Annotated in this window: 26 protein-coding genes; 13 read left to right on the top strand and 13 right to left on the bottom strand. The window is 43.8% G+C overall.

All coding sequences use genetic code 11. The annotated features are described in order from the left end of the window. Positions 1 to 15: 15 nt before the first annotated feature. From rlmH to ACI882_RS04455, 4 genes are read right to left on the bottom strand one after another with little or no spacing between them, the layout of a single operon-like run. Positions 16 to 483 carry a 23S rRNA (pseudouridine(1915)-N(3))-methyltransferase RlmH gene (rlmH, locus tag ACI882_RS04470; protein WP_411744697.1) on the bottom strand — a complete coding sequence of 156 codons (468 nt, stop codon included), beginning with the start codon at positions 481 to 483 and terminating at the stop codon, positions 16 to 18. 3 nt (positions 484 to 486) lie between these two features. Then, positions 487 to 834, bottom strand: a complete 348-nt coding sequence (gene rsfS, locus ACI882_RS04465) for a ribosome silencing factor (RefSeq protein ID WP_411744698.1) — start codon at positions 832 to 834, stop codon at positions 487 to 489. A gap of 28 nt (positions 835 to 862) precedes the next feature. Then, entirely contained in the window at positions 863 to 1501 is a 639-nt protein-coding gene (locus ACI882_RS04460; protein WP_411746240.1) for a nicotinate-nicotinamide nucleotide adenylyltransferase, read from the bottom strand. Continuing rightward, entirely contained in the window at positions 1491 to 2747 is a 1257-nt protein-coding gene (locus ACI882_RS04455; protein ID WP_411745003.1) for a glutamate-5-semialdehyde dehydrogenase, read from the bottom strand. The genes ACI882_RS04460 and ACI882_RS04455 overlap by 11 nt, the downstream gene beginning before the upstream one ends. Before the next feature lie 158 nt (positions 2748 to 2905). On the opposite strand from ACI882_RS04455, the gene ACI882_RS04450 reads away from it, so the two are divergent. Beyond that, positions 2906 to 4183, top strand: a complete 1278-nt coding sequence (locus ACI882_RS04450; protein WP_411744994.1) for a DedA family protein — start codon at positions 2906 to 2908, stop codon at positions 4181 to 4183. Between the two features lies 1 nt (position 4184). Here the strand turns inward: ACI882_RS04450 and ACI882_RS04445 are convergent, their stop codons facing one another. Beyond that, on the bottom strand, positions 4185 to 4562 hold the full coding sequence (locus ACI882_RS04445; protein ID WP_411744995.1) for a hypothetical protein: 378 nt from the start codon (positions 4560 to 4562) through the stop codon (positions 4185 to 4187). 481 nt (positions 4563 to 5043) lie between these two features. On the opposite strand from ACI882_RS04445, the gene ACI882_RS04440 reads away from it, so the two are divergent. The 5 genes from ACI882_RS04440 (at position 5044) to ACI882_RS04420 (ending at position 9142) form a co-directional block, all read left to right on the top strand. Further along, positions 5044 to 6531, top strand: a complete 1488-nt coding sequence (locus ACI882_RS04440) for a helix-turn-helix domain-containing protein (RefSeq protein ID WP_411744996.1) — start codon at positions 5044 to 5046, stop codon at positions 6529 to 6531. Next, entirely contained in the window at positions 6528 to 7217 is a 690-nt protein-coding gene (gene minC / locus ACI882_RS04435) for a septum site-determining protein MinC (RefSeq protein WP_411744997.1), read from the top strand. Before ACI882_RS04440 ends, minC begins: the two co-directional genes overlap by 4 nt. A 76-nt stretch (positions 7218 to 7293) precedes the next feature. Next, complete coding sequence (minD, locus tag ACI882_RS04430) at positions 7294 to 8103, top strand: septum site-determining protein MinD (RefSeq protein WP_411744998.1); 810 nt, start codon at positions 7294 to 7296, stop codon at positions 8101 to 8103. 4 nt (positions 8104 to 8107) lie between these two features. After that, positions 8108 to 8359, top strand: coding sequence for a cell division topological specificity factor MinE (gene minE, locus ACI882_RS04425; RefSeq protein WP_411745004.1), 252 nt, complete (start codon positions 8108 to 8110; stop codon positions 8357 to 8359). 45 nt (positions 8360 to 8404) lie between these two features. After that, complete coding sequence (locus ACI882_RS04420; RefSeq protein WP_411744999.1) at positions 8405 to 9142, top strand: substrate-binding periplasmic protein; 738 nt, start codon at positions 8405 to 8407, stop codon at positions 9140 to 9142. A 42-nt stretch (positions 9143 to 9184) separates the two neighbouring features. Here ACI882_RS04420 and trxB read toward each other — a convergent pair whose 3' ends face one another. Beyond that, positions 9185 to 10144, bottom strand: coding sequence for a thioredoxin-disulfide reductase (gene trxB, locus ACI882_RS04415; RefSeq protein ID WP_411745000.1), 960 nt, complete (start codon positions 10142 to 10144; stop codon positions 9185 to 9187). Between the two features lie 127 nt (positions 10145 to 10271). Continuing rightward, positions 10272 to 11648, bottom strand: a complete 1377-nt coding sequence (locus tag ACI882_RS04410) for a DEAD/DEAH box helicase (protein ID WP_411745001.1) — start codon at positions 11646 to 11648, stop codon at positions 10272 to 10274. A 169-nt stretch (positions 11649 to 11817) separates the two neighbouring features. On the opposite strand from ACI882_RS04410, the gene ACI882_RS04405 reads away from it, so the two are divergent. Then, on the top strand, positions 11818 to 12645 hold the full coding sequence (locus ACI882_RS04405; protein WP_411745002.1) for a mechanosensitive ion channel family protein: 828 nt from the start codon (positions 11818 to 11820) through the stop codon (positions 12643 to 12645). Between the two features lie 72 nt (positions 12646 to 12717). Continuing rightward, positions 12718 to 13086, top strand: a complete 369-nt coding sequence (locus tag ACI882_RS04400) for a DUF6164 family protein (protein ID WP_411746241.1) — start codon at positions 12718 to 12720, stop codon at positions 13084 to 13086. On the opposite strand, the gene ACI882_RS04395 is transcribed toward ACI882_RS04400, so the two are convergent. The 4 genes from ACI882_RS04395 to ACI882_RS04380 form a co-directional block, all read right to left on the bottom strand. After that, the gene (locus ACI882_RS04395) at positions 13083 to 14927 is read right to left on the bottom strand and encodes a methyl-accepting chemotaxis protein (protein WP_411744397.1); all 1845 of its coding nucleotides are present in this window, start codon (positions 14925 to 14927) and stop codon (positions 13083 to 13085) included. The two genes, ACI882_RS04400 and ACI882_RS04395, sit on opposite strands and share 4 nt — an antisense overlap. Before the next feature lie 93 nt (positions 14928 to 15020). Then, positions 15021 to 15836, bottom strand: a complete 816-nt coding sequence (locus ACI882_RS04390) for a crotonase/enoyl-CoA hydratase family protein (protein WP_411744398.1) — start codon at positions 15834 to 15836, stop codon at positions 15021 to 15023. A 77-nt stretch (positions 15837 to 15913) separates the two neighbouring features. Then, positions 15914 to 16132, bottom strand: coding sequence for a hypothetical protein (locus ACI882_RS04385; RefSeq protein ID WP_411744399.1), 219 nt, complete (start codon positions 16130 to 16132; stop codon positions 15914 to 15916). Positions 16133 to 16253: 121 nt separating this feature from the next. Then, positions 16254 to 17144 (bottom strand): LysR substrate-binding domain-containing protein, encoded by an 891-nt coding sequence (locus ACI882_RS04380; protein WP_411744400.1) that lies wholly within the window; start codon positions 17142 to 17144, stop codon positions 16254 to 16256. A 137-nt stretch (positions 17145 to 17281) separates the two neighbouring features. On the opposite strand from ACI882_RS04380, the gene ahpC reads away from it, so the two are divergent. Continuing rightward, positions 17282 to 17845: an alkyl hydroperoxide reductase subunit C gene (gene ahpC, locus ACI882_RS04375; protein WP_411744401.1), complete on the top strand. Its 564-nt coding sequence runs from the start codon at positions 17282 to 17284 to the stop codon at positions 17843 to 17845. A gap of 249 nt (positions 17846 to 18094) precedes the next feature. Continuing rightward, on the top strand, positions 18095 to 19687 hold the full coding sequence (gene ahpF / locus ACI882_RS04370; protein ID WP_411744402.1) for an alkyl hydroperoxide reductase subunit F: 1593 nt from the start codon (positions 18095 to 18097) through the stop codon (positions 19685 to 19687). Positions 19688 to 19698: 11 nt separating this feature from the next. Here ahpF and ACI882_RS04365 read toward each other — a convergent pair whose 3' ends face one another. Further along, on the bottom strand, positions 19699 to 20379 hold the full coding sequence (locus tag ACI882_RS04365; protein ID WP_411744403.1) for a response regulator: 681 nt from the start codon (positions 20377 to 20379) through the stop codon (positions 19699 to 19701). Then, positions 20376 to 22013 carry an ATP-binding protein gene (locus ACI882_RS04360; protein WP_411744404.1) on the bottom strand — a complete coding sequence of 546 codons (1638 nt, stop codon included), beginning with the start codon at positions 22011 to 22013 and terminating at the stop codon, positions 20376 to 20378. The genes ACI882_RS04365 and ACI882_RS04360 overlap by 4 nt, the downstream gene beginning before the upstream one ends. A gap of 198 nt (positions 22014 to 22211) precedes the next feature. Here ACI882_RS04360 and ACI882_RS04355 point away from each other — a divergent pair, with 198 nt between their 5' ends. From ACI882_RS04355 to ACI882_RS04345, 3 genes are read left to right on the top strand one after another with little or no spacing between them, the layout of a single operon-like run. Next, a complete protein-coding gene (locus ACI882_RS04355) occupies positions 22212 to 23198 on the top strand; it encodes a Bug family tripartite tricarboxylate transporter substrate binding protein (RefSeq protein WP_411744405.1) in 987 nt (328 codons plus the stop codon). Beyond that, positions 23195 to 23641: a tripartite tricarboxylate transporter TctB family protein gene (locus ACI882_RS04350; RefSeq protein ID WP_411744406.1), complete on the top strand. Its 447-nt coding sequence runs from the start codon at positions 23195 to 23197 to the stop codon at positions 23639 to 23641. Before ACI882_RS04355 ends, ACI882_RS04350 begins: the two co-directional genes overlap by 4 nt. Then, positions 23641 to 25152, top strand: coding sequence for a tripartite tricarboxylate transporter permease (locus tag ACI882_RS04345; protein WP_411744407.1), 1512 nt, complete (start codon positions 23641 to 23643; stop codon positions 25150 to 25152). The genes ACI882_RS04350 and ACI882_RS04345 overlap by 1 nt, the downstream gene beginning before the upstream one ends. Positions 25153 to 25192: the final 40 nt, after the last annotated feature.

Below are 25192 nucleotides of genomic sequence, written 5' to 3'. Positions count from 1 at the left end.
CAAATGTAGGCATAGTTATTTATGATACGGATGATTTTGAGTGATGCTCCAAGCGCGATATAGTTGCTCAGATAACAACACTCTAACCAAAGGGTGAGGCAGGGTTAAATTTGATAAACACCACTTTTGATTTGCTCTCGCTAAACAGCGAGGATCCAAACCATCAGGCCCCCCTATAAGAAGCACCAAATTGCGAGCCTGCTCACGCCATTGTTGTAATTGCTCAGATAATTCTACAGTTGACCATGCTTTACCTGCTAAATCTAGGGCGACGACATGGTCTTCAGGCTTTATATGGGCCAGCATAGTATCGCCTTCTTGCGCGATTGCTATTTCGGTACTCGCACTTTTCCCGCGTGCCCCCAGCGCTAAAGCCACAAACTCAATGGGAATGTCTCGTGGCATACGTTTTAAATAGTCGCCAGCGCCATCACTTACCCATTTAGGCATTTTTGGACCAACCGCCAATACACGAATCTTCATACCTTAAACCGAGTCAGGTGTAAGTCCAGACCAAAGTGCCTCAAGATCATAGGCTTTACGGGCTTCAGGTAACATTACGTGTAAAACCAAGTCGGTAAAGTCGAGTAATACCCAGTCTGAACCTGCTTGACCTTCTTGGTGATGGCTGACGTAACCTTGCTTTTTTAAGCTTTCAGCTACTGTTGTAACAACGGCAGCGATGTGTCGAGTAGAGGTACCAGAGGCAATGACAAGCGTGTCCATCAAATCGGTTTTATCACGTACATCTATGACTTGGATTTCGGTAGCTTTAATATTTTCTAACGCTTCAACGACGCTATTTAATAGGTCACTGTCGTGTGCATTTTTCATGTTTTATTTCCGTAAATTAGAACCAGGCCTAAGCCATATAAAGTTCGTGTTTTTCAATATAGTCAGCAATGACCTTAGGAACGGGTACAGGCTGCCGATTAATGTTCTGCCGTATAGCCGAAGAGGCCACTGGCATATCTATCGTTTGATCAAACCAAAATGAACCCGAGGCTGCGCTCCATAATTGCGAATGACTCGCCAGCTTCGTCAACCCCAGTTTGTTGTTTAATTCTTTCTCTCCAGCCCGATTGATAACCCAAAAGTTCAGTGTTGATACTAAAGTGCTCACCTGATGCCATTGACTCAATGAGTTAAACGCATCGGTACCCAAAACCCAGATCCGTTTAACTGGCACCACATCTTGTTTTTTTAACTCAATGATTGTTTCAGCAGTATAACTGATCCGGTCACTAATCATTTCTATATCATCAATTAGTATTCTGCTCGCAGCTGGCTGAGTATCTCGCCACTTCTCCAGCATAGCCAACCTATCTAAATTTGACGCCTGAGCTTGTTGCTTCAAGGCTGGTTGCGAACAGGGAATGATACGCAACACAGACTCCCTTGACTTTGTTTTTGCTAATATATGATGACATATTGCTTCATGGCCATTGTGAAACGGATCGAAGGTACCGCCATACAAGCACTCAGCAGAGCTAGGATTCACGAATATGCCCATCACCAAATACGACGTATTTTTGTGACGTTAAGCCAATTAGGCCGACCGGTCCACGAGCATGTAACTTATCTGTTGAAATGCCAATTTCAGCACCAAGACCGTATTCAAAACCATCTGCAAAGGCCGTTGAGGTGTTAATCATCACCGATGATGAATCGACAGCACGCAGAAACTTGCGAGCCGAGGTATAGTTTTCAGTGACGATAGAATCTGTATGGTGACTGCCGTATTGGTTGATATGTGCGACCGCAGCATCAAAAGATTCAACCACCTTTATGGCCAAAACTGGCGCGATATACTCTAAAAACCAATCTTCTTCTGTAGCGGCGTTACAGTCGATCAAGTCTTGCGTCAACTCACAACCCCGTAGTTCTACGCCTTTTTCTGAGAATAATCTGGCTAATATTGGCAAGCACTCTTGCGCTTTATCAACATGAACAAGCAAAGTCTCCATCGCGTTACACACCCCATAACGACGTGTCTTGGCATTTACGGCGATTGGGTAAGCTTTGTCGAGATCGGCATCGATATCAATATAGACATGGCAGTTACCGTCTAAGTGTTTAATCACTGGAACTTTTGCATCTGCACTGATTCGTTCAATGAGGCTTTTACCGCCGCGAGGCACAATAACATCGACAAATTCAGGCATAGTAATCAGCTGATGAACGGCTTCGCGATCGGTTATTTCAACCACCTGTACTGACGTTGCTGGGAGCATGGCGGCATCTAAACCGGTACGAATACACAAGGCTAAGGCAGTGTTTGAGTGAATCGCTTCGCTGCCGCCTCGTAGAATAACCGCATTACCAGATTTCAAGCATAAACTAGCGGCTTCTATGGTCACATTCGGACGCGATTCATAAATGATTCCGATCACCCCTAATGGGACTCGCATTTTACCAATTTGAATCCCACTTGGACGATATTCCATTTCTGTAATGCCACCAACAGGGTCTGCTAAGCCAGCAACCTGTTTTAAACCCTCAATCATGGAGTCGATACGAGCATCCGTCAGTGCCAATCGGTCTAGCATTGCAGGTGTTAAACCCTTTGCTTCCCCTGCATCTAAATCGAGTTGGTTGGCTTGTTTTAACTGCTCGCGGCTCTCATCGATGGCTTGAGCCATCGCGACAAGTGCGCTATTTTTTTGCGCAGTTTCACAATTGGCTAAATGCCGTGACGCATCTCGGGCTTGTTGTCCGAGCTTGGTCATATATTCAGAAACATTCATGGTCATAAATCTACTACACTCATAAGAAGCTCCAGTATACCTGCACACGAATGCAGACTCCACGTTGCTATAGAGGATAAAAAGGAGTAAAACACCGCCAGTTACGAATTTGACCAATTTTTTACCCACTTTAGGGTCTATTTTATGGTTCTTACTTAATGGAATGGCTTACAAACTCTCCTTGGCTCATTTTAGCTGGCATCGCCTTGGCTGCGTTTTTAGAGTCCTTAGCTGTGGTTGGCATTATTGTGCCAGGCATCGTATTGCTATTTTCTTTAGCTGCGCTCGCTAACAACGCAAACATCCACATTGCATTGGTTTTATTTTATGGTGGAATAGGTGCCGCAACAGGCGACCTATTAAGCTATGCCATTGGCAACAAACTGAAGTTTCATCTATTTGAAGGTACATGGTTCGCTAAGCATAAAAACTGGATAGACCAAGGTGCTTGGTTTATTGAAAAGTGGGGCTGGCTCAGCGTTATAATTGGACGTTTTTTAGGGCCTTTACGACCTATAATTCCGCTACTAACGGGCGCGCTAGGTATGGCGCCCAGTCGCTTTATTCCGTTAAGCTTACTTACTGTATTTATGTGGGCCCCCGTTTACTTACTACCGGGCTACTATACTGGCGAATTAGCCGATTTGTGGCAGCTACAACCGCTCGCGGATCGCTCACTGATGATCTTTGTCCTGTCAATTATGAGCATAGCCACCGCCGCCCTTGTGATTTACCACCACACCCACCCCGAGCAGATGTTAATTAGGGGCTGGCTGACCCGAGACCAAGCTGACCGCTGGCCCATTCAATCGAGCAACCTTGCTCTTCTGTCAGTCATTATATTCACCATAATTTATTTTCAGGCACCCCTTGAAAGAGATTTGGAGTTTCACCAGTGGTCAATTGATTGGCAAACATATCAGATGACTCAGTTTTGGAGCTATATCGCAAAAATGAACCACGAAAGCTTAGTCCTTATCTTAATCAGCTCAATTACATTTTGGTTGATTCTAAGCAAAAAAGTGAGCTTAGCTTTTATTACAATGTCAGTATTCGCAGTTTTATCGCTAGCCGCAGCCGCCATAGAAGCATATGCACCAATAGAAAAAGAGTTCACACACTTAGGTGCAACGTCCTCCCTCATCTATTTAATTGCGTTTATTGCTAACCTTTACAGCAACAGCTTACATGGCCTTAAACGCTGGCCAGGTTATTTGGTGTCTTTCGGCTTTATGCTGACGTTTATTATAAGCCTAATATGGACTGACCAAGTCAGTGCCTCTGCTGGAATAGCGAGCCTATGCCTAGGGCTCTTATGTAGCGCCCTAGTTCGCATCCTATGGAAAGCACTACAGCTAAGCCTTTATGTGCCAAGACCTGGCGGCATTACCTGCTTGCTATTTACGATCACGGTCGCGTTTGCGGCTATTGCATAACTTAATTTGCATTATTTGAGCGCACATTGACTACTGGACCAAATTGCGACTGTCGATACACCTCTGTCGCGGAGCTGCTGATCCATTGCCCTATGCGCCTATCACTTAATGAGATCGATTCCGGTAACAAGAACCACTGCTCATAAACTCGACCATGAGCAATCCAGTGTTTATCGCCACAAACGATTGAAAGCTCCGACACCAAGGCTGGGTGCAACGCACGTATTCCAACCTCGCCTTCTAAATTTACCACCAGACACATCTGTGCATTGACACGCAGAACGTGCTCGCCAAAATACACACCTACTTTAGGGTCGAGCTCTGTAGGAACAAATTGAGCCAAGAAATGAATGCGCCGAGAACGGTTAACTTTATCCATTGAATCTTATCCTTGATATTAATGCATTACGCACAACTGCCTTGATGTGCGCTCCAACCTGGAACCATTATCTTAGCAAATATCGCTTCGATTACTAGGAGACTAATGTCTAAGCGTGCGCTGAGTCACTTTAACTTTCAGCCACCTATTTGTGACTATCAAAAAAAAAGGAGTGATCAATAGATCACTCCTGTCAAAAAATACAACGCACAACCATGCTTACAGGTTTTCACCTGGTTCCAAGGGGAACAGCAATAAGATACATCAACCTCCCCTGCAAATCCACCCTTTATTGCGTACTTCTTTAATTAGCGTAATTTCGCTATTAGAGTAAATTCGCTAATTGGACTTCAAGAAATCGAATGGAACTTACGTTTAGAGGTATTTATCTCAACAATGCTCAGTTTAAAAGCTTATTTCGATTGTCATTAGCGATCAAGCTAACTAAAATTCATTCGCTACTGGCGAAACTAGGTTTGTAATGGAAATTAATAGCGAAAGTCTAAGATTTATACTTGGTGTCAAACTAAAGCAGTTTAGACTGACCGAGGGTTACTCTTTAAAGCAATTGGCTGAACGGACCAATATGTCTGTGTCTTATCTAAGTGAAATCGAAAAAGGTAAGAAATACCCCAAGCCAGAAAAAATCATTCAATTAGCACAAGGCCTAAATAGGACCTTTGATGAACTGGTGTCATTGCAACTTGATGACGAGCTTAACCCATTGTCTGCGTTATTAAACTCGCCAATTCTGAAAGATTTCCCTCTGCAACAATTCGGCATTGGCTTGTCTGATGTATTTGACCTCGTCAACGACTCTCCAAGCAAAGCCGGTGCATTTGTGCGCACTTTATTAGAAATCAGTCGTGGTTACGATATGAACGTTGAGCATTTTTTACTGGCTTCACTACGTTCCTACCAAAAAATGCATCTAAATTACTTTGAAGAGCTTGAAGCGGTCGCTAATGACTTTCGCAACCAAAATCGTATTCCACTCACCAGTGGCGTCAGTCAATCTTGGTTAGAATCGATACTTCGTGATGAGTTTCAATGCACCGTCGAATATGACGATTTTTCCAAACATCCAGATTTACAATCTTTGCGCTCTATCAATCCAAGTCCGCGTAAGCTTTGGATTAACTCTCAACTAATGCAACAACAAAAGAAATTTGTCTTGGCCCGTGAAATTGGATACCGCATTTTACGCCTAAAAGAGCGAGCTAAAACATCATCTTGGATAAAAGTAGAAACCTTTGATCAGGTCATCAATCACTTCAAGGTGTCTTACTTTGCAGGTGCACTATTAATACCTGAAAAGCGTATAATTAAAGACATCGGCATGTGGCTTGAAAACAGCCGTTTCGATGGCCCTGCGCTAGCCAAGCTGATGGGTGAATATGACGCAACACCCGAGATGTTCTTGTATCGGCTCTCACAGGTTATGCCGACACACTTTGGCGTCACTAAAATGCATTATATGCGTATCAATCACCCGGTTGGCTCCGACGTATTCCGAATTACCAAAGAATTAAACCTAACCAATGTATTTATACCACGAGGTATTGGCCCTGGTGAGCACCATTGTCGCCGCTGGGCTGCAATAGCCGGTTTACAACAACTAGATACTGAAGCAATTGGCGAAGGCAACGTAAGTGTTTTAGCCCAGCGCAGTACATTTACACACCAAACTAAGACCTTTTTTAACGTAGCGGTAGTCCGTGAAAAATCGCTCGGTGACAGTACAAATACCGGTATGACCCTTGGCTTTCTCATCGACGACAACTTTAAATCTAAAGCAAAGTTTTGGGCTGATGAAGCGGTGCCTAGCGTGCACGTTAATGAAACCTGTGAGCGCTGCCCAATTGAAGACTGTGAAAGCCGCGCCAAAGAACCTACTATTTATGATGAAAAGAACAAGCAAAAAAAGCGTGAAATCGCGCTTGTTAAATTTATGGAAGAGCATAAATGAGCCAAGCAGCAAAACCCAAACAACCATTGAAATTGCGCTCTCGGTTAGTCAGTAGCCATCAAATCAATGTAACTAATGACACCATAGATGCATTTTCAACTCAACTTGATACAGCCATTGCTCAAGCACCGGCACTTTTTAAGTCCGCGCCGAGCATTTTGGATATCAGCGAATGCCCTGCAGATTTTTCAGATCAATTACTGCAAGATCGTATCAATGTTTGCCGTGAAAAAGGCTTAGTCCCATTCGCACTGACCAGCACCTCCACTGAGCATCAAGCACTTGCGAACACGGCCGGGTTTGCCTGGGTTGAAGCAAAAGCGACTAGAAAAACTTCATCACCAAAAGAAACACAACCCGCTATTGTACAAACCAAAGTCATTTCAACACCGATACGCTCAGGGCAACAAGTTTATGCGAAGGATGCTAACTTGTTAATCACCAGCCAAGTCAGTGCTGGTGCTGAAGTCATCGCTGACGGCAACATCCATATTATGGGCGCATTACGTGGCCGCGCCATCGCCGGCGCTCAAGGTCTGACCAGCAGTGAAATCGTTTGCCAAGTCATGCAAGCAGAATTGATTGCCATCGCCGGCAATTATTTAGTACAGGATGACTTCCCGAAGGGAGATGGGGGGGCTCGTTGTTATCTCGACGAGCAAAAGCTAAACATTGATTATATTTAGTACGCATTTGAACAGGTCGCTTAGTTGCTTTAATCTAAGACCTATTATTTAGTTTTCACATTAAAAGGATATTCTTTTGGCTAAGATCATTGTGGTTACCTCGGGTAAAGGCGGTGTTGGCAAAACCACTACTAGCGCAGCTATTAGCATGGGTTTAGCACTTAAAGGTCATAAAACCGCTGTATTAGATTTTGATATCGGCTTACGCAACCTCGATATTATTATGAATTGTGAGCGCCGAGTCGTTTACGATTTTGTAAACGTGGTACAAGGTGACGCAACTCTTAAACAGGCGCTCATTAAAGACAAGCGCTGTGAAAACCTGTTTATTTTACCAGCTTCGCAAACACGCGACAAAGACGCACTCACCAAAGAAGGCGTTAAAAAAGTCCTCGACGACCTCAGTAAAGACTTCGAATACATCATCTGCGATTCTCCAGCTGGGATCGAACACGGCGCTCAAATGGCTATGCATTTTGCTGATACCGCCATTGTTGTGACCAACCCCGAGGTTTCTTCAGTGCGAGATAGCGATCGTATTCTGGGTATCCTGCAATCAAAGAGTCATCGTGCAGAACAAAACCTTGACCCGATTACTGAACATCTATTAATTACCCGCTTTGATCCAGTACGTGTTGAGCGCGGCGAAATGTTAAACATAGCCGATATCGAAGAGATTTTGGCTGTAAAACTACTAGGTGTCATTCCCGAAAGCCAAGCGGTTCTAAATGCATCAAACAAAGGTGTTCCTGTTATCCTGGACGACAAAAGTGATGCAGGCCAGGCCTATGAAGACACTGTTGCTCGCTTACTTGGCGAAGATAGACCACACCGATTCCTTGAAGCTCAGCGTAAAGGGTTTTTAAAGCGAGTATTTGGAGGCTAACATGATGGCACTAAAAGATTTTTTCAGCCGAGATAAAAAAGAAAATACCGCTTCATTTGCGAAAGAGCGCTTAAAGGTCATCGTCGCGCATGAGCGTAATGCTCGTAACGCGCCAGACTACTTGCCTGCCCTGCAAAATGAAATTTTAGATGTAATCCGTAAATACGTTGAGATCGAACACGATCAATTACAAATTGATCTAAACGATGATGGAAACTACTCTATACTGGAGGTTAACGTAAATTTGCCAAAGTAATGTACAACCACCGTCACATCTGCGCGTACTAACTTGGGGGCTAAAATGAAATCATTATTGTTAACTCTGTTGTTCGTGGCGTTCAGCTCATTGGCGGGCGGTAACTCTCTGCCCGACAAAGTCGTCTATGCAAACAGCGACCAGGAATGGTTTCCAATCTTTTATCAAGACTCAAACGGAGAGTATAAAGGCATCTGGCAGGAACTAGTCGAAGAGCTTTTCATTGACATTCTTGATACTGAGCTGATTATTACGCGCCAACCTTGGAAAAGAGCCCAATCGGATGTTCGTTTGGGCAAAGCCGACATCCTGATAACCTTAGGCACTGAAGATCGCCTTACCTACTCCACTCCGGTCACTGGCAAGTTTTTCAGTATCACCTTTAATTTAATGTACTCTAAAAACCATCCGCAAAGCGCGCAAATACGAAAAATAGAAACACTCAATGATATTAAGCAGCTCGGCTTAACCTTGGTATCTACTCATGGTAATGGCTGGTATGAAGAGAATGTTAGCTCAATTGGTATACCGACTGAATACGTCAAAACGGATGAGCAACAAATCCGGTTTTTGCTTGCGAATCGAGCAGACGGCCTAATAGATTTTCCACTCACTCTGATGCCTATTCTGGACAAACTAAAGGCTCGTGACGAGTTCTTATTTAGTGAAACAACATTTTTAGAAACCAAGTTTCAAATTTTCGTCAGTCACAAAAGTGAATGGATTAACCATCTCGATGCAATCGAAGCTGGCCTTGAAACATTAAATCAAAAGCCTAAGTAAAAAGAAATGCTAGACCCATGTCTAGCACTGTCTAGTTTGCCACTATTGTACGTCGGCTAAATTATCCAAATACTTTTCAGCATCAAGTGCAGCCATACAGCCAGTGCCCGCGGATGTTATTGCTTGGCGATAAATATGATCCATGACGTCGCCTGCGGCAAATACACCTTCAACACTGGTCGAGGTTGCGCCACCCTCTGTGCCTGATTTCACCTTAATATAGCCATCTTTCATTTCTAGTTGATCTGCAAAGATACCGGTATTGGGTGAATGTCCAATGGCAATAAAGCAACCGTGCAAGTCGATTTCTTTTTTGCTACCATCTTCAGTGCTTTCTATGCGTACACCGGTAACGCCCATGTTATCACCTAAAACTTCATCAAGCGTGCTGTTCCAGTGCAATTCGACCTTACCTTCAGCAGCTTTGGCCATCAATCGGTCTGCTAATATCTTTTCACTGCGGAAACTATCACGGCGATGAATGACATGTACTTTGCTTGCGATGTTGGCTAAATATAATGCTTCTTCAACCGCAGTATTCCCGCCACCGACAACACAAACCTCTTTATTGCGATAGAAAAAACCATCGCATGTTGCACAGGCAGAAACACCCTTGCCTTTAAAAGCTTCTTCACTCTCTAGCCCAAGGTATCGAGCACTCGCACCCGTACAAATAATTAATGCATCACAGGTATAGGTACCTTGATCACCGGTTAAGGTATAAGGCTTTTTAGATAAATCGGTGGTGTTTATATGATCAAAGATAATATTAGTATCGAAACGCTCTGCATGCGCCTTCATGTCTTCCATAAGCTCTGGACCTTGAAGTTCGGCATGGCCACCAGGCCAGTTCTCGACTTCAGTTGTGGTCGTCAGCTGACCACCCATTTCCATCCCAGTGATAACCACCGGCTTTAAGTTGGCGCGCGCGGCATAAATTGCGGCCGTGTAACCCGCAGGTCCCGAACCGAGAATAATTAACGAATGATGTTGATTGCTCATAATGAGAACCCCTGAACAGGTGATTTTTAATTTGTGTATAGAATGGCGACTGTTGAAAAAGAATCAAGCCATAGTTTGCCTATAGACTTGATATTTTCAGGCTATGATCGCTATCAAAACGTATTCATTACTCTACAAACGGTTGCTTTTTCTTCTTTATGGTTCCAAAGCCATCGCTTTGAGCTGCACGCTCTGGTTGCTTGTCTTTACTTTGCTGTGGGGTTTTTGGGCCCTTACCTTTTGGCTTAGCCTTCAACTTTGCCTTTTCTTTCAGTTTAAGCTTTTTCGGGCTTAGTTTAACTTTTTTCTTGGTGCTGGCCGCTTTACCACTGGCTTTCACTTTTTTAGGGCCTTTGTAAGTACCCTCAACTTCTTTTATTTTACGATGCTCTAATTCCACTTTGATGTACTTTGAAATACCTGCTTTCAAATTCCACTCATTGTGAGAAATCAAAGAAATTGCCAAACCCGTTGCCCCAGCTCGGCCTGTTCGGCCAATGCGGTGAACATAATCATCGCCGTTACGTGCCATATGGAAGTTAATCACTAAATCAACACCCGATATATCAAGCCCACGTGAAGCAACATCGGTAGCAACCAACACTTTGGTATTTCCCGTGCGGAATGATTGCATAATAGAAGTACGTTCCTTCTGATCTAGCTCGCCATGAATAAAGGCGGAGTTTCCGGTGTGCCCACTGATAAACTGCCCTAACCGTGCGGTAGACTCTCGACTATTAGTGAATACTAGGGCCTTTTCAAAGCTTTCGTTGGCTAACAACCACAACAAAATACGTTCTTTATGGCGATCATCATCAGCCAACACATATTGTTGGTGAATGGCTTTATTTTCGTCACGAACGGTCTCAAGAATAATTTTCTCAGGGTTAGTAAGCACCTGCTCGCCTACTTTAATGATTTGGCGTTGCTTAAGGGTGGCCGAGAAAAATAGAGTTTGTCGTTCGATATCGCATTGCTCGACAATACTAAGCACGTCTTCCGTAAAGCCCATATCTAACATACGGTCGGCTTCGTCTAACACCAGTACTTCAAGATCAGCGAAATCGGTTGCGCCTTTATCCATATGCTCAATGATACGGCCTGGTGTGCCAATAATGATTTCTGGGTTATCTCTTAAAATAACTTTTTGGTAGTTATAGTCTTCACCACCAATAATTAAGCCGGTCTGCAACTTAGTATAAGACGATAGCATCTTGATCTGTTTAAAAACCTGCTTCGCCAGCTCACGAGTTGGCACCAAAATTAAGGCTCTTGTGCCCGTATTACGAGGAGATTTCTGCAATAGTCGGTCAAGTATAGGCAATACAAACGCAGCCGTTTTGCCACTTCCGGTTTTAGCACTCACCATTAAATCTTGCCCATATAAGGCAGGTGGAATAGTCGCTACCTGAACAGGCATGGGCGTGGTGAAATCGTTTTTATCGAGTGCTTTTAATAAGCGCTCATTTAAGCCTAAATCGGCAAAAGATACTGGTTCAGTCAAGATCGTCTCAAAATTTACATTATAATGGGCTATTTTAGCACAGCCCGCAGAGGAACGACTCTATTTTAGCTGCAAAACTGAACACAGATTCCTTGATTCTCGCCTGATCTACGATAAAGTAAGGCGAACATGGAATACTCTCTAATCCATCTTACCTAAGGAATGAATCATGGATTTACAAAATCTCGTTACTGGTATCGCTAATACGGCGATTGAATGGCTACAAACTAACATTTTAAGCTTAGTACTCGCCCTGGCCATATTTTATATCGGTCGCATGATCGCTCGATTTATTGCCACCTTAGTACAAAAGGTCATGATTCGCGCGAGCGTTGAAGCCATTTTAATCGACTTTGTCGTCGGCATCGTTCGATCGGTGCTGATTTTATTCGTCATTATTGCTGCCTTAGGTCAATTAGGTGTCGATACAACGTCACTAGTTGCCTTACTCGGTGCCGCAGGTATCGCTGTAGGTTTAGCATTAAAAGACTCACTGCAAAACTTTGCGTCAGGCGTGATGTTAATTTTATTCCGCCCTTTCAAAGCAGGCGACTTCGTAGAAGCTGGCGGCGCTACAGGTGTGATTGAAAAGATCTCTATCTTCTCTACTCTCATGCGAACAGGTGATAACAAAGAGGTTATTATCCCAAATGGCAACATCTATGGTGGCAACATTACTAACTTCTCAGCGCGCGCGACACGTCGTGTAGATATGGTTTTTGGTATTGGCTATGACAGTGATCTAAAGAAAGCGAAAGAGCTACTACAAGATATCATCAGCAAGGATGAGCGCGTACTTAGTGAACCGGCACCGGTTATTGCTGTTTCTGAGTTGGCTGATAGCTCTGTAAATTTCATAGTTCGCCCGTGGGTAAACTCCGCTGATTACTGGGGCCTATATTGGGACATGCAAGAGAAGGTTAAACTAAGCTTTGATGAAGCCGGCATCTCAATTCCATTCCCGCAAATGGATGTACATATCGCTAAATCAGAGTAAGTAGTTTTAGCAAATGGCTCGAGGGCGTATTCATCCAATACGCCCTTTTTTTTGACTCAAGAAGAGAACCACATGGCTAGTATTGTATTTAGATTAAATAACGTTCCAGAGCATGAAGCAGATTTAGTTCGTGCATTACTGTTAGAAAACGATATTGATTTTTATGAAACAGATGCTGGACGCTGGGGCATTTCTATTGCGGCCTTATGGGTAAAAGAAGATCAAGACAAGCTAAAAGCACGAGCGCTAATTGATGACTTTCAAGTGTTGCATAGCCAAAATATGCGAGCACAATTTCAGGAAGATCTTGATGCAGGAAGAGTGCCTAGCTTTTGGCAGTTGTTAAGTAAAAGCCCTGTTATGGTCATCACCTATTGGGCACTGATAGCAGTTGTCCTGTTAATCACTATCGTGCCCATTTATCGGTTTTTTAACAGTTAGGTTCTAAAACGAGTCAATTGTGCTTGCACTGCTAGACCCAAAGCATCGAGTTCCTCAGCTTGTTGGTGCGCTGCGGTTACGTTAGAAGCTAACTCATGTGCTGCTTCTTGGATTGCTTGGGTAATACGATTAATTTCATCTGTTGCTAAATTCTGCTCTTGTGAAGAAGAAGATATGCTCAAGGCTTGATCTTTAATTCCTTGGATCACTAAATTAATATTCGCTTGACTGACAGAAACCTTATTTGCCGCTTCCATTGTGTTCTCTACCAATGATTTAGCTCGACCCATTTGAGAAACTGCAGCTTGCGTTTGAGTTTTCAGAGCTTCTATCATAGTTTGTATTTCACCCGTAGCCTCATGGGTGCGCCCAGATAGCGCCCTCACTTCATCCGCAACCACCGCAAAACCTCTACCTTGCTCTCCCGCACGCGCAGCTTCGATTGCAGCGTTTAATGCCAATAAATTCGTTTGCTCCGCAATACCTTGAATTGTCGCTAAAATGGTCGCAATTTGTTGTGCATGTTGATTTAACTTATCAATTACGTCAGTTGTCGTATCTATCTCATGCGTAAGCTCACCCATTTGGGCTTTGTTTTGATTAGCATTATTTTCGCTGGCTTGGGTTTCTTTTTGAGCGTTTTCTGCAGCCTCGGCGGTATGAGCAGCATTCTCTGCTACTGAAGCAGCAATAGCAGACATTTCGTGAATGGCGGCGGCTACTTGAGCGATCTCACTTTGCTGCTGATGAACTTGATTGTTATTCTCTGTTGAAACCTGATGAGATTCTTTTGACAATACTTGCATTTGTGCAGCCGAATCAATGACTTGAATGACCATCGAATGAATCGACTCGATGAAGTTATTAAAATAGCGACTTAACTGACCTAATTCATCTTCACTTGTCACAGGTATGCGCCGAGTTAAATCTGCATCGCCCGAGGCTATATCACGCATAGATTTCGCTAAATTAGCAAGTGGAGCGAGTGATACTTTAATCATAATAATTAACACGACTGCAACTACAACCAACGTAATAACGGATAGCAATAAGGTTTGTACAATGAGCTGGCTTAGTCCAGACAATGCATCAGATTTCTGAATGCTTATTATAACTCGCCATGGAGTGTCTTTAATCGCATAGCCCGCTACCAGCATAGCCTGCCCAGAATTAGTGACCTCTGAAATCTCATCCGTTACCTTACCTCCTTGGAAAATTTCATCGATACTTTTGCCTATTAACTCAATATTTTTATGAACAAGAACATTATTGCTAGCGTCCACAAGCATCGCTTGCCCGGTTTCACCAAACTCAAGATTAACAACACTGTTTACCACGTCTGTCATGGCAATATCTGAAGCGATAACACCGTTGCTTACCGCTTGTGCAAAAGACATTACCAACTCACCGCTCGCGGCATCGACATAAGGTGCAGTAAGGATAGGATCACTCGATTTTACTGCATCTTGATACCATGGCCGGGTCCTTGGGTCGTAATCTGCGGGTAGGTCTACAAAAGGCTGAATGATCATCTTGCCTTGTTCAGAGCCTAGATACATATAAAGAAAGCCACCAGCCTGGGCGCCTTGAAGTAAAACATCATTTAGCTGGGAGGAAGTTGTAAACTGTCCTGTAGAATTTAGGACAGCAAGTTTTGAAGACTGCCAAGCGTCGATCGAACGTACCAGGGTCTGGCCCGCTGTGTTAATTTCATATTGGACGGTATTTTCTAGTAACGTTTTAGATTGTTGGAAGCCAATCACACCGGTGATCACTTGCATAATAAGTACGGCAAATACCGTACCTATCGTTAATTTCAATTGGATGGTTAATTTTTTCATGACCGCTAGCTCTATTAACATGATTACGAATAAGCATAGCGGTTAGATTTGAAACTTCCTGTTATTTTAAAAAAACCTAGCTGTTCAGTATGATCACTTGAACGAAGTTCTAGTTAAGAACTCTCGCTTTTCACCATCGCTTTTAGTGCCGTTTTTAAGCGCTATCATTTGGTTCTTGCGACCTAAAAGTCGTAACTGTACGAGTCGCTCCCATAACAATGCTGAGCGCTCACCTTTTTTCCAAGTTTTCTTGAACAAGTACTTGGCTGCCGCTACCGCGTCTGGGCTTTGCTGTGCAATAAGACCAGCTAATTCAGTGGCCGTTGCTACCGGGTCATTGCTAATTTTACTAACAAGATTGTACTCTTTGCCTTCATCGGCGCTAAACACTCGGCCAGTCATGGTCAGCTCTTGTGCGATATCTAAAGAGGTTAAGCGTGAAAGATGCACCATACCGCTCATATCAGGAATTAAACCCCATTTCATTTCCATAATTGAAAACTTCGCGTCTGGCGTCGAAATACGGTAATCACAAGCTAAGGCTATTTGCATGGCGCCGCCAAAACAGTTGCCATGTATCGCCGCGATAACAGGGATAGGTAATTGCTGCCAAACTAATGCCGCACGCTGAAACATGTTCTCTTTGCGCCACGGTAGTTTCAAAAAGAACCTCGGGATCATGCTTGGGTTTTTCGTCAGATAGGCAAAATCAAGGCCCGCACTAAATGAAGGCCCTGCGCCTGATAAGATGACCGCTCGGATTGATCGATTTGTTCTAATGGACTTAGCCGTGCTCACTAACGCTTCAAACATATCACGGTTCAAACCGTTATGCTTTTCGGGACGGTTTAAGGAGACAAAAGCAAGTGCGCCCTTGTATTCAACTTTCACACTGAGATTTTCTGACATTCTGTTTCTACTTATTATTAATGTATAGAATTCATAGTACCAAGAGTATGTCATTAAACCGAACGAGTTTTAATGCGCTAGCTAAATACCCAATATTCGGCATCAATATCCAAGGTTTCGTTTTCAACTATTTGATATACAGGTGACTCTGCTAACTTAGGATATTTAGCGATATAAGCTTGGGTATTTATAATTAAATCACCTTCGTCTTCTTGCAGCGCAATACTGTCATCGTTAATAGCTTTTAAAAGGCTTTTCTTTTGTCCGTTACTCACGGCGATATCTTGAATACTCATAACGATCCTATTGTGGTTGTGTTGCTTACTTTGTAAAGGCCATACTAACACGGACTGTTAAACCCTATGTACAACTTAATAGCGATTATGCCTCACCAAAGACTTCAGCCGGTTTACACTGTTAAATCAAAGATTGTTTTAGCAACGTTACTAATGCCTCAATGCTGCGCATACGAGTGTAATTTGGCCGAATAATGAAGGCCAAACGCCGATGCGGACCAGGTTCATTTAAGTGAATTGCTGACAATTCGCTATTCTGAGCGATGAGTGATTTAAGCGCCATCTCAGGTATTAAAGTGGTGCCCATTCGACCAAGGACCATTTGCACCAAGGTGTTTAAACTGGTCGCACCAAAACCATGATTAGCCGATTGAGGGGGTAAACGACAAGCCGCCAAAGCGTGATCTTTCAAACAATGCCCTTCTTTGAGCAACATCAAATGACTTGAGCTCAACTCATAACTGGTAACCTCCGCCTGGTCGGTAAACTGCTCTCCCTTTAATGCCACCCAGTAAAAGTCCTCTTGCCAGAACTCCATACTCAGTAACCCATCGCACGGGTAAGGCATGGCAATAATCGCAGTGTCTATTTCGCCGCGCCTGACCATCTCCACTAAGACATGCGATTGTTCCTCGACAATATTGAGTTTGGCTGCTGGGTATTGTTCATTTAAATGAGGAAAGACCTTAGGTAATAAAAATGGTGCAATGGTCGGTATAACACCGATAGTTATAGGGTAAGTCAGCGGCATCTGCTGATTTTCAGCAATAAATTCTAATTCATCTAATTCAGCCATGATGCGCTGCGCTCTGACCAGCACGTCTTTACCCTGCGGAGTCACCAGTACTTTTTTATTATCGCGTTCAAAAATATTGAAGCCAAGCTGCTGCTCCAGTGTGGCGAGGGCCGTACTGAGTGCTGACTGACTGATATTACAAGCTTCTGCGGCTCTTTTAAAATGCAGAGTTTTTTCCACGGCCAATGCGTAATAGAGCTGTTTCGTTGAAATCATGAAAATTCCTCCATCAATCTACGATCTATTTATTAGATCATTATCTTCCACTCAATCAATTTTAACAAACTTCCTACTTCGCTTAAACTGGCTTCAGTCAGTAAGACAAACCCAAATTAGAAACAACGGAGGCCACCATGGCACTTATTAATACTCAGATTAAACCTTTCAACGCAACTGCATTCAAAAACGGCGAATTCATTGAAGTGTCAGAAAAAGACACTCAAGGTAAGTGGTCAGTATTCTTCTTCTACCCAGCAGATTTCACATTTGTGTGCCCAACAGAGCTTGGTGATTTAGCAGATCACTATGAGGAATTCCAAAAGCGTGGTGTTGAAATTTATTCGGTATCAACCGACACCCATTTCACCCACAAAGCATGGCATGGCTCGTCAGATACTATTGGTAAAATTGAATACACCATGATTGGCGACCCTACCGGTGACATTACTCGTAACTTTGAAGTTATGCGTCCTGGCCAAGGCTTAGCAGATCGCGCCACCTTTATCGTTGACCCAGAAGGCACCATTCAAGCCATGGAAATCACTGCTGAAGGTATTGGCCGAGATGCACAAGACGTATTGCGCAAAATTAAAGCTGCACAATATGTTGCCGATCACCCAGGTGAAGTTTGCCCAGCAGCGTGGAAAGAAGGTGAAGCCACTCTGGCTCCGTCTCTTGACCTAGTTGGAAAAATCTAAGCAACCTAGCAAATACAAAAACGGGGGCACCCTTGGTGCCATTGCTGTCCCATAGTTTAGAAGCGGTCCATTGCTTGGAATTCGGGTGTTTGAAACATGAATGTTTCAACCAAGCCCCCATGGATGGGTTTATGGCGACCGAAATTTCAAGCGATGGGCCGCTGAACGCGGCTAAGCTGTGAAATATTTATGAGACAGCTGTACCTTGATGCCTCTCGTTAATGACTTAATAAATTAAGGAGCACTGTTGTGTTAACAAATGATATTTTACAAGCGGTAAAAAGTTATACCGCTACCATGAAAAAGCGCGTCAACTTTGTTCTTCAAACAGGCAAGCATGATAAGCGCGATGAGCTGGTTAAATTCCTATCGGAAATAGCCAGTGTCAGTAATAACCTAGAACTCATTGAACAAGAAACCGATGGCCTTTTACGCAGCCCCCTTAGCTTTTTAATAGAAGCAGACGGAGTTGATACGGGTATCCGCTTTTCGGGTATCCCAAGTGGCCATGAATTTAACTCATTAATTTTGGCCGTTTTACATGCCTCAGGTACCGATTTAAAACTCGATGACAGTATTAAAAGTATTGTTGCTCACGTCACGGGTGAATTCAAATTTGAAGTATTTGTGAGCTTAAGTTGCCACAACTGCCCAGACGTTGTGCAAGCCCTCAACCAATTTGCCATTATCAACCCAAACATTAGCAGTGAGATGATTGACGGCGGCCTTTACCCTGAGCTGATTGCCGAGCGCGATATTCAAGGCGTACCGAGTGTGTATTTAAATGGCGAGTTATTTGCTAACGGCAAAGTCGATGCGGCACAACTTATTGAAAAATTAATGCAGCATAGTGAAGCACCCGTAAAAAGTGAATCGACGTTACCCCTGCAAGATGTAACCGTTATTGGCGGTGGCCCTGCCGGCGTTAGCGCGGCAATTTACAGCGCCCGTAAAGGCTTAAAAGTAACCTTGATCGCAGACCGAATTGGTGGTCAGGTAAAAGACACTATGGGCATTGAAAACTTTATTTCTACGATCCAAACAACAGGGCCTGAGCTTTCGAAATCACTACACGCCCACATGAAAGAATACGACATTACCGTTAAAGAATTTTTAACGGTATCCGAGGTTATTCCAGGTGACATAAAAACCATCATGCTCAGCTCAGGTGAGGTAATACAAACCAAAGTCGTCATAGTGGCTACAGGAGCCAAATGGCGTGAACTTGGTATTCCTGGCGAAAAGGAAAACATTGGTAATGGCGTGGCTTATTGTCCTCATTGCGACGGGCCTTTTTTCAAGGGCAAAGACATTGCTGTAGTCGGCGGTGGTAACTCCGGTATAGAGGCCGCTTTAGATTTGGCCGGCATAGTAAAGTCGGTGACAGTATTTGAATTTATGCCAGGATTAAAAGCAGACAAAGTACTGGTCGATAAAGCTCAAGCGAAAGACAACATTACTATATTAAAGAACGTTGCAACTAAAGAAGTCATAGCATCATCAGGTAAGGTGTCTGCGATAGATTATATTGATCGAGCAACCGATGAAACCAAACGCGTTAACTTAGCAGGTGTGTTCGTGCAAATTGGCTTGGTTCCAAACAGTGGTTTCTTAGGTGACCTAGTCGATAAAACACCTTTTGGTGAAATCATCATCGATGAAAAATGCCATACCTCAACCGAAGGTATCTACGCGTGCGGCGATGTAACAACCGTCCCTTATAAACAGATCATTGTTTCTATGGGTGAAGGCGCCAAAGCAAGTTTAGCGGCCTTTGAATATTTACTAACGCAAGGTGACGAGCTTGAAGCGAAGCACAAGGAACAACTAGCCGCAGCCTAGTTAAATAGGAATTACCGAGCGCCCTTATAGCGGCGCTCAGGACGACCCACTTGGCCATAGCTAATTTCAGCAATGGCCTCATTAGTGCCAACTAAAAACTCTAAGTAACGTCTTGCAGTGGTGCGCGACGCGCCAATATTCTGGCCAACTTCTTCAGCATTAAAATCTTGATTTAAATTCAAAATATCTCTGACTTTATCGAGCGTCAGTGCGTCTATGCCCTTTGGTAACCGGGTGGTCGATTTCGGTTTTCTTTCAGCGTTAGAGATCAAAGAGTCGAGTTGATCTTGCTGCAAAGAATTTAAACTATTTAAACGTTCTAAGTGGTGTTGATAGTTTTTAATCGCCTCTTCTAAACGCTCAAACACCAGTGGTTTCAAGATGTATTCAAACACGCCTGAACGCAGTGCACTACGCAGAGTATCTACTTCTTTTGCTGCGGTAATTAAAATAACATCGAGCGGTGAGTTTTCTGCTCGCCATTGGCGCAGCAGTTCGAGCCCGTTACCATCAGGTAAATAGACATCTAGTAAGACTAAATGCGGCTGAAATACCTCTATAATGGTAGTTGCATCTTCAACACTGTGTGCAATGCCGACTAGCTCGACGTTTTCAATGCGCTCCAAAAATCTTTTTTGAATTTCGGCAATTTTGGGGTCATCTTCAATGATGGCAATTTTCAATAGAATCATGACTGCTTCGCGCCCATTATTTTTGGTAAGTATAAGATGAATCGAGAACCATTTGAATCAAGGTTTTCTATATCGATATGACCTTGACACTGCTGGATGATATTTGCAATTAAATACAAACCAATGCCATGCTCTCGACCCGACTTACTGCTGTAACCCTTGGTGAATATTAAGTCTTTAATATCTGCCGGAACACCAGGCCCTTCGTCTTGAACCTCAATAATTACGTCTTGACCAATATCAGTAAAGCTAACTCTCACTTCACCACCAGGCCCTCTAAAACCTAGTGTTGCTTCTAACGCATTATCAATTATGTTACCCAGAATGGATGCCAACTGATCTTGGGTAATATTTTTTGGTAAGTCTGCAAGCTCGCTTTCGTTGTCTATACGCAGACTTAGACCCATCTCTTTAGCACGGTTAAATTTGCCCAATAGGCAACCGGCGATCACAGGGTTAGGTGTGGCTCTCACCAATAAGGTAATAAGCGCTTGATGATCTTGAGCTTCGCGGCCAATTAAGGCTAAGGCGTCTTGCTTCGCATCTAACTGTATAAGCCCCGCGATGGTGTGCAATTTATTAGAATATTCATGCGCTTGGCTGCGTAAGGTGTCGGCATATTGTTCAATTTTGGTCAATTGCTGACTGATCGCATCAACTTCATCGCGCGACCTAAAACTCGATACCGCGCCTATGATTTGACCTTCAAAGGTAACCGGTAAGCGGTTAACAACAAGCTGTTTATCTTGCAACCAAACTTCTAAATCAAATTGTGGGACACCTTGGGTCATCAACTCGACCAACTTGGTATCTGGAAGTACTTGCTCAATATGCAAGCCTTCTAGTTGCGTGCCTCTATCTAGGCCTAAGGTTTCGATCGCGCGCCGGTTAAATGTCGTGATGATACCATCGCGGTTTATCGCAATAATACCTTCAACCACAGATTGTAACGTGGCTTCTTGCTCTTGAAATTTGCGCGCTATTTCTTCAGGTTCTAAACCAAAAATTTCTCGTTTCAAGCGCCGTGCAATAACGATTGCCGCAACGACACTGCCTAAAATAGCGGCCACTAAAACCAACGTTAGCCAAGTAGAATAGGTCCGAATTGTCGACTGCACCTGCGATAACGAATACCCGACCGACACAATACCAATAATATTCTCACCAATCTGATCATAAATGGGTGCTTTACCGCGCGTTGAGTACCCTAAACTGCCCTGGGCTTTATCAATATAGGCTCGGCCTTGCAGCAAGGCAACTTCCCCAGTATCGCCATCATCATCAGCCATCGACAATCCCAGTTTTGCAGGATTGGGGTGCGCCAATCGAATACTGTTTTTATCACCTAATACAATGAACAAGGCATCATTGGTTTCTGCTAAGTCTTTAGCCAGTTGATTCAACAATACTAAGTTGTTGCCTTCGATGCCATGGATAATGGAAGGCGCAGAAGCTATGGTTTTAGCCACACTTAAGGCACGCTGACCAATCTCACGATCTAAAGAAACAGATAAATTCACCCAAGCAAAACCGCCGATCAGTGCCGCTTGCAACAAGGAGATAAAACTCATAGACCACATGAGACGGGTACCCAACTGCAGCTTGCGTACCTTAAATAGACTAAAGCCGTTCATTGATTCACTTTTTATTGTTATTTGACTTATTAACTAGCTTACCAAAAACCACCTCAAAATACCCCGTGAACTTTATGAACAAAATGGACAATTGGTTCTTAAAGCCCACTAAGCCCATAAGCTTTGGATCGTAGTTTTCTCGAAGTAATCTTTACCAACCTGATCAACAGGCAATTATAAAAATAATGAGGAACTACAATGAAAAAGAAACGTACACTCAAAGTAGCATTAGCAACCGTTCTAGGTTTATCGGCAACGCTTGCCTCTGCTTGGGAACCTTCAGGTAAAGTTGACTGTATCGCACCGGCAAACCCAGGTGGCGGTTGGGATTTTACCTGTCGTAGCGTGGGTAACGTACTGGAAGAATTAAACTTAGTCCCTGCAGCAGTACAAACGACTAACATGGCAGGCGCAGGCGGCGGTGTTGCTTTTGCTCACGTTCTTGGCAAGCGCGGCAGCGACGATCAGCTATTAGTTGCGGCTTCTACAGCAACCACAACTCGATTAGCTCAACAGCAGTTCGCGGGTATGGACGCAAGCATGGTTAAGTGGGTCGGTGCTTTAGGCGCTGACTACGGTGTTATTGCCGTCAGCAAAAACTCTAAATACCAAGATCTAAAAAGCTTAATGGCAGCAGCAGCTGCAGACCCACGTTCAGTTAAGTTTTCTGGCGGTTCTGCAAACGGCGGTTGGGATCACTTGAAAGTATTGATTGCAGCGAAAGCAGCAGGCGTATCAAACCTTCCACAAATCCCTTACTTGTCATACAACAATGGCGGTGAAGCAATCACTCAAGTAGTTGGTGGTCACGTTGATGCTTTTACTGGCGACATCTCTGAAGCAGCAGGTTTCTGGGAATCAGGTGATTTACGCATTATTGCAGTGTTAGCAGAAGAGCGTTTACCGGGTAAATTCAGCACCATTCCGACTGCTCGTGAGCAAGGTATTGAAGCACTTGGGCCAAACTGGCGCGGATTCTACATGCCTAAAGGTGCCGATAAAGCCGCTCAGAAATACTGGGTAGATGCAATCGATACACTCTATTCTTCTGATGAGTGGAAAGCTGTTATGGCGAAAAACGGCCTAATACCTTTCCACCCTAAGGCGGATGAATTTGAAGCGTTTGTTACACAGCAAGTAGCAGACATTGAGCAACTTTCACGTGAAATCGGTTTATTAAAATGACTTTAAACGGGGATCGGCTCTTTGGCCTGTTCCTGTTCGTGATCGCCCTAGCCTATGGCTGGGCGTCACAACAGTGGCCAGAACCATTTGGCAGCCATGAAGCAGTAGGACCAGATACTTTTCCAATGATACTTTCAGTAGCGTTATTGCTTTCAAGTATCGCATTGATGTTTAAACCTGAGCCAAATAGTGTTTGGCCTAAAGGTAAAACTTTATTAGAAATTGGTTATGCCATCATTGCGCTGATTGCTTACGCAGTATTGTTGGAGCCACTGGGCTTTATTCTCAGCACTTTGGCTACGGTGACCTTTTTAGCTTGGCGCATGGGCGGTAGCGTTAAAATGTCCGCACTGATTGCGCTTTGCGCAGCCATAGGCGTTTTTCTACTATTTAACAATTTACTCGATTTACCCTTACCGTTAGGTTTGTTGGAGATGAGCTAGTGGAAACTTTTCAATTTTTACTCGATGGCTTTGCTGTCGCGTTAACCCCGACCAACCTGATGTATGCCCTCATTGGTGCATTCGTCGGTACGTTAATCGGGGCATTACCGGGCTTAGGTCCTGCCAACGGTGTCGCAATTTTAATACCGTTAGCCTTTTCATTGGCATTGCCAGTTGAAACAGCCCTTATTCTTCTGACATCTGTTTACGCAGGTGCGATGTACGGTGGACGTATTTCGTCTATTTTGCTTAACATTCCTGGTGATGAACCGGCAATGATGACCTGCTTAGATGGTTATCCCATGGCCCAGCAAGGTAAGGCGGCAGAAGCTTTAGCGATTTCGGCCATCGCCTCATTTGTAGGTGGTTTATTAGGCACCATCGGCTTAATCTTTTTAGCTCCCGTGTTGGCTCGGTTTGCATTAACCTTTGGTCCTGCGGAATATTTTGCTTTGTTCGTGCTTGCCTTTGCAACCTTAGGTGGCATTACCGGTAAAAACCCGACAAAGACAATAATTGCTGCGGTAATTGGCCTGATGATTTCGACAGTCGGCATGGATATCTCAACAGGTATTCAACGCTATACTTTTGGGCAGTTAAAACTCTTTGAAGGTATCGACTTCATATTAGCGATCGTAGGCTTATTCGCTATTTCTGAGCTGCTCTTGTTTATTGAAAATAAAGCAAAAGGCCCCGGTAAAAAGATTATTGTCGGTAAGCTTAACCTAACCTTTAAACAAATATTTAAGCTCATTCCAACAACCATTCGTGGCGGCTTTATTGGCTTTATTGCCGGTGTATTGCCTGGCGCGGGTGCTTCATTGGGTAGCTTTGTTAGTTATACCATTGAGAAAAAAGTTGTCGGTAAAGATGGCAAGTTTGGCGAAGGTGATGAACGCGGGGTAGCAGCCCCTGAAGCCGGTAACAACGGTGCCTCATCGGGTGCTTTAGTTCCAATGTTGACGTTAGGCGTGCCTGGAAGTGGGACTACCGCTGTTTTGCTGGCTATGTTGATCTCATTAAACATAACACCCGGCCCACTCATGTTTACGCAACACGCTGATGTGGTTTGGGGGGTAATTGCTGCTTTGTTGATCGGTAACTTTTTACTGCTAGTGTTAAACATTCCACTGATCGGTGTGTTTGTTAAGCTACTCTCTGTGCCGACTCACTTCCTATTACCTATTGTCACCATGGTGGCGTTTGTTGGTATTTATTCGATAAGCCACAGCCCGTTTGACTTAAAGTTCATGGTCGCCTTTGGTATAGCGGGATACTTATTCCGTAAGCTAGAGATTCCATTGGTGCCTATTATCTTAGGGATGCTACTTGGACCTGAAATGGAAAAGAACCTAGCACACGCCATGGTTATTTCAGATGGCAACTGGTTAGTTTTCTGGCAGAGCCCATTAGCCATTAGCATTTGGATCATCGCAGCAGCAGGTTTAATACTGCCAATGATATTCGGGCGAAGAATTCGCACCAAAATGCAGAACCCGACGATCGACTAGTTAATAAAAAATGTTGTTTTATTAATTAGAGTTAAAGCCA

Source organism: Reinekea sp. (assembly GCF_046710285.1).
GTDB lineage: Bacteria > Pseudomonadota > Gammaproteobacteria > Pseudomonadales > Natronospirillaceae > Reinekea.
Note: the sequence above shows the minus strand (reverse complement) of the source record. Positions and strands in the feature narration are given on the sequence as shown.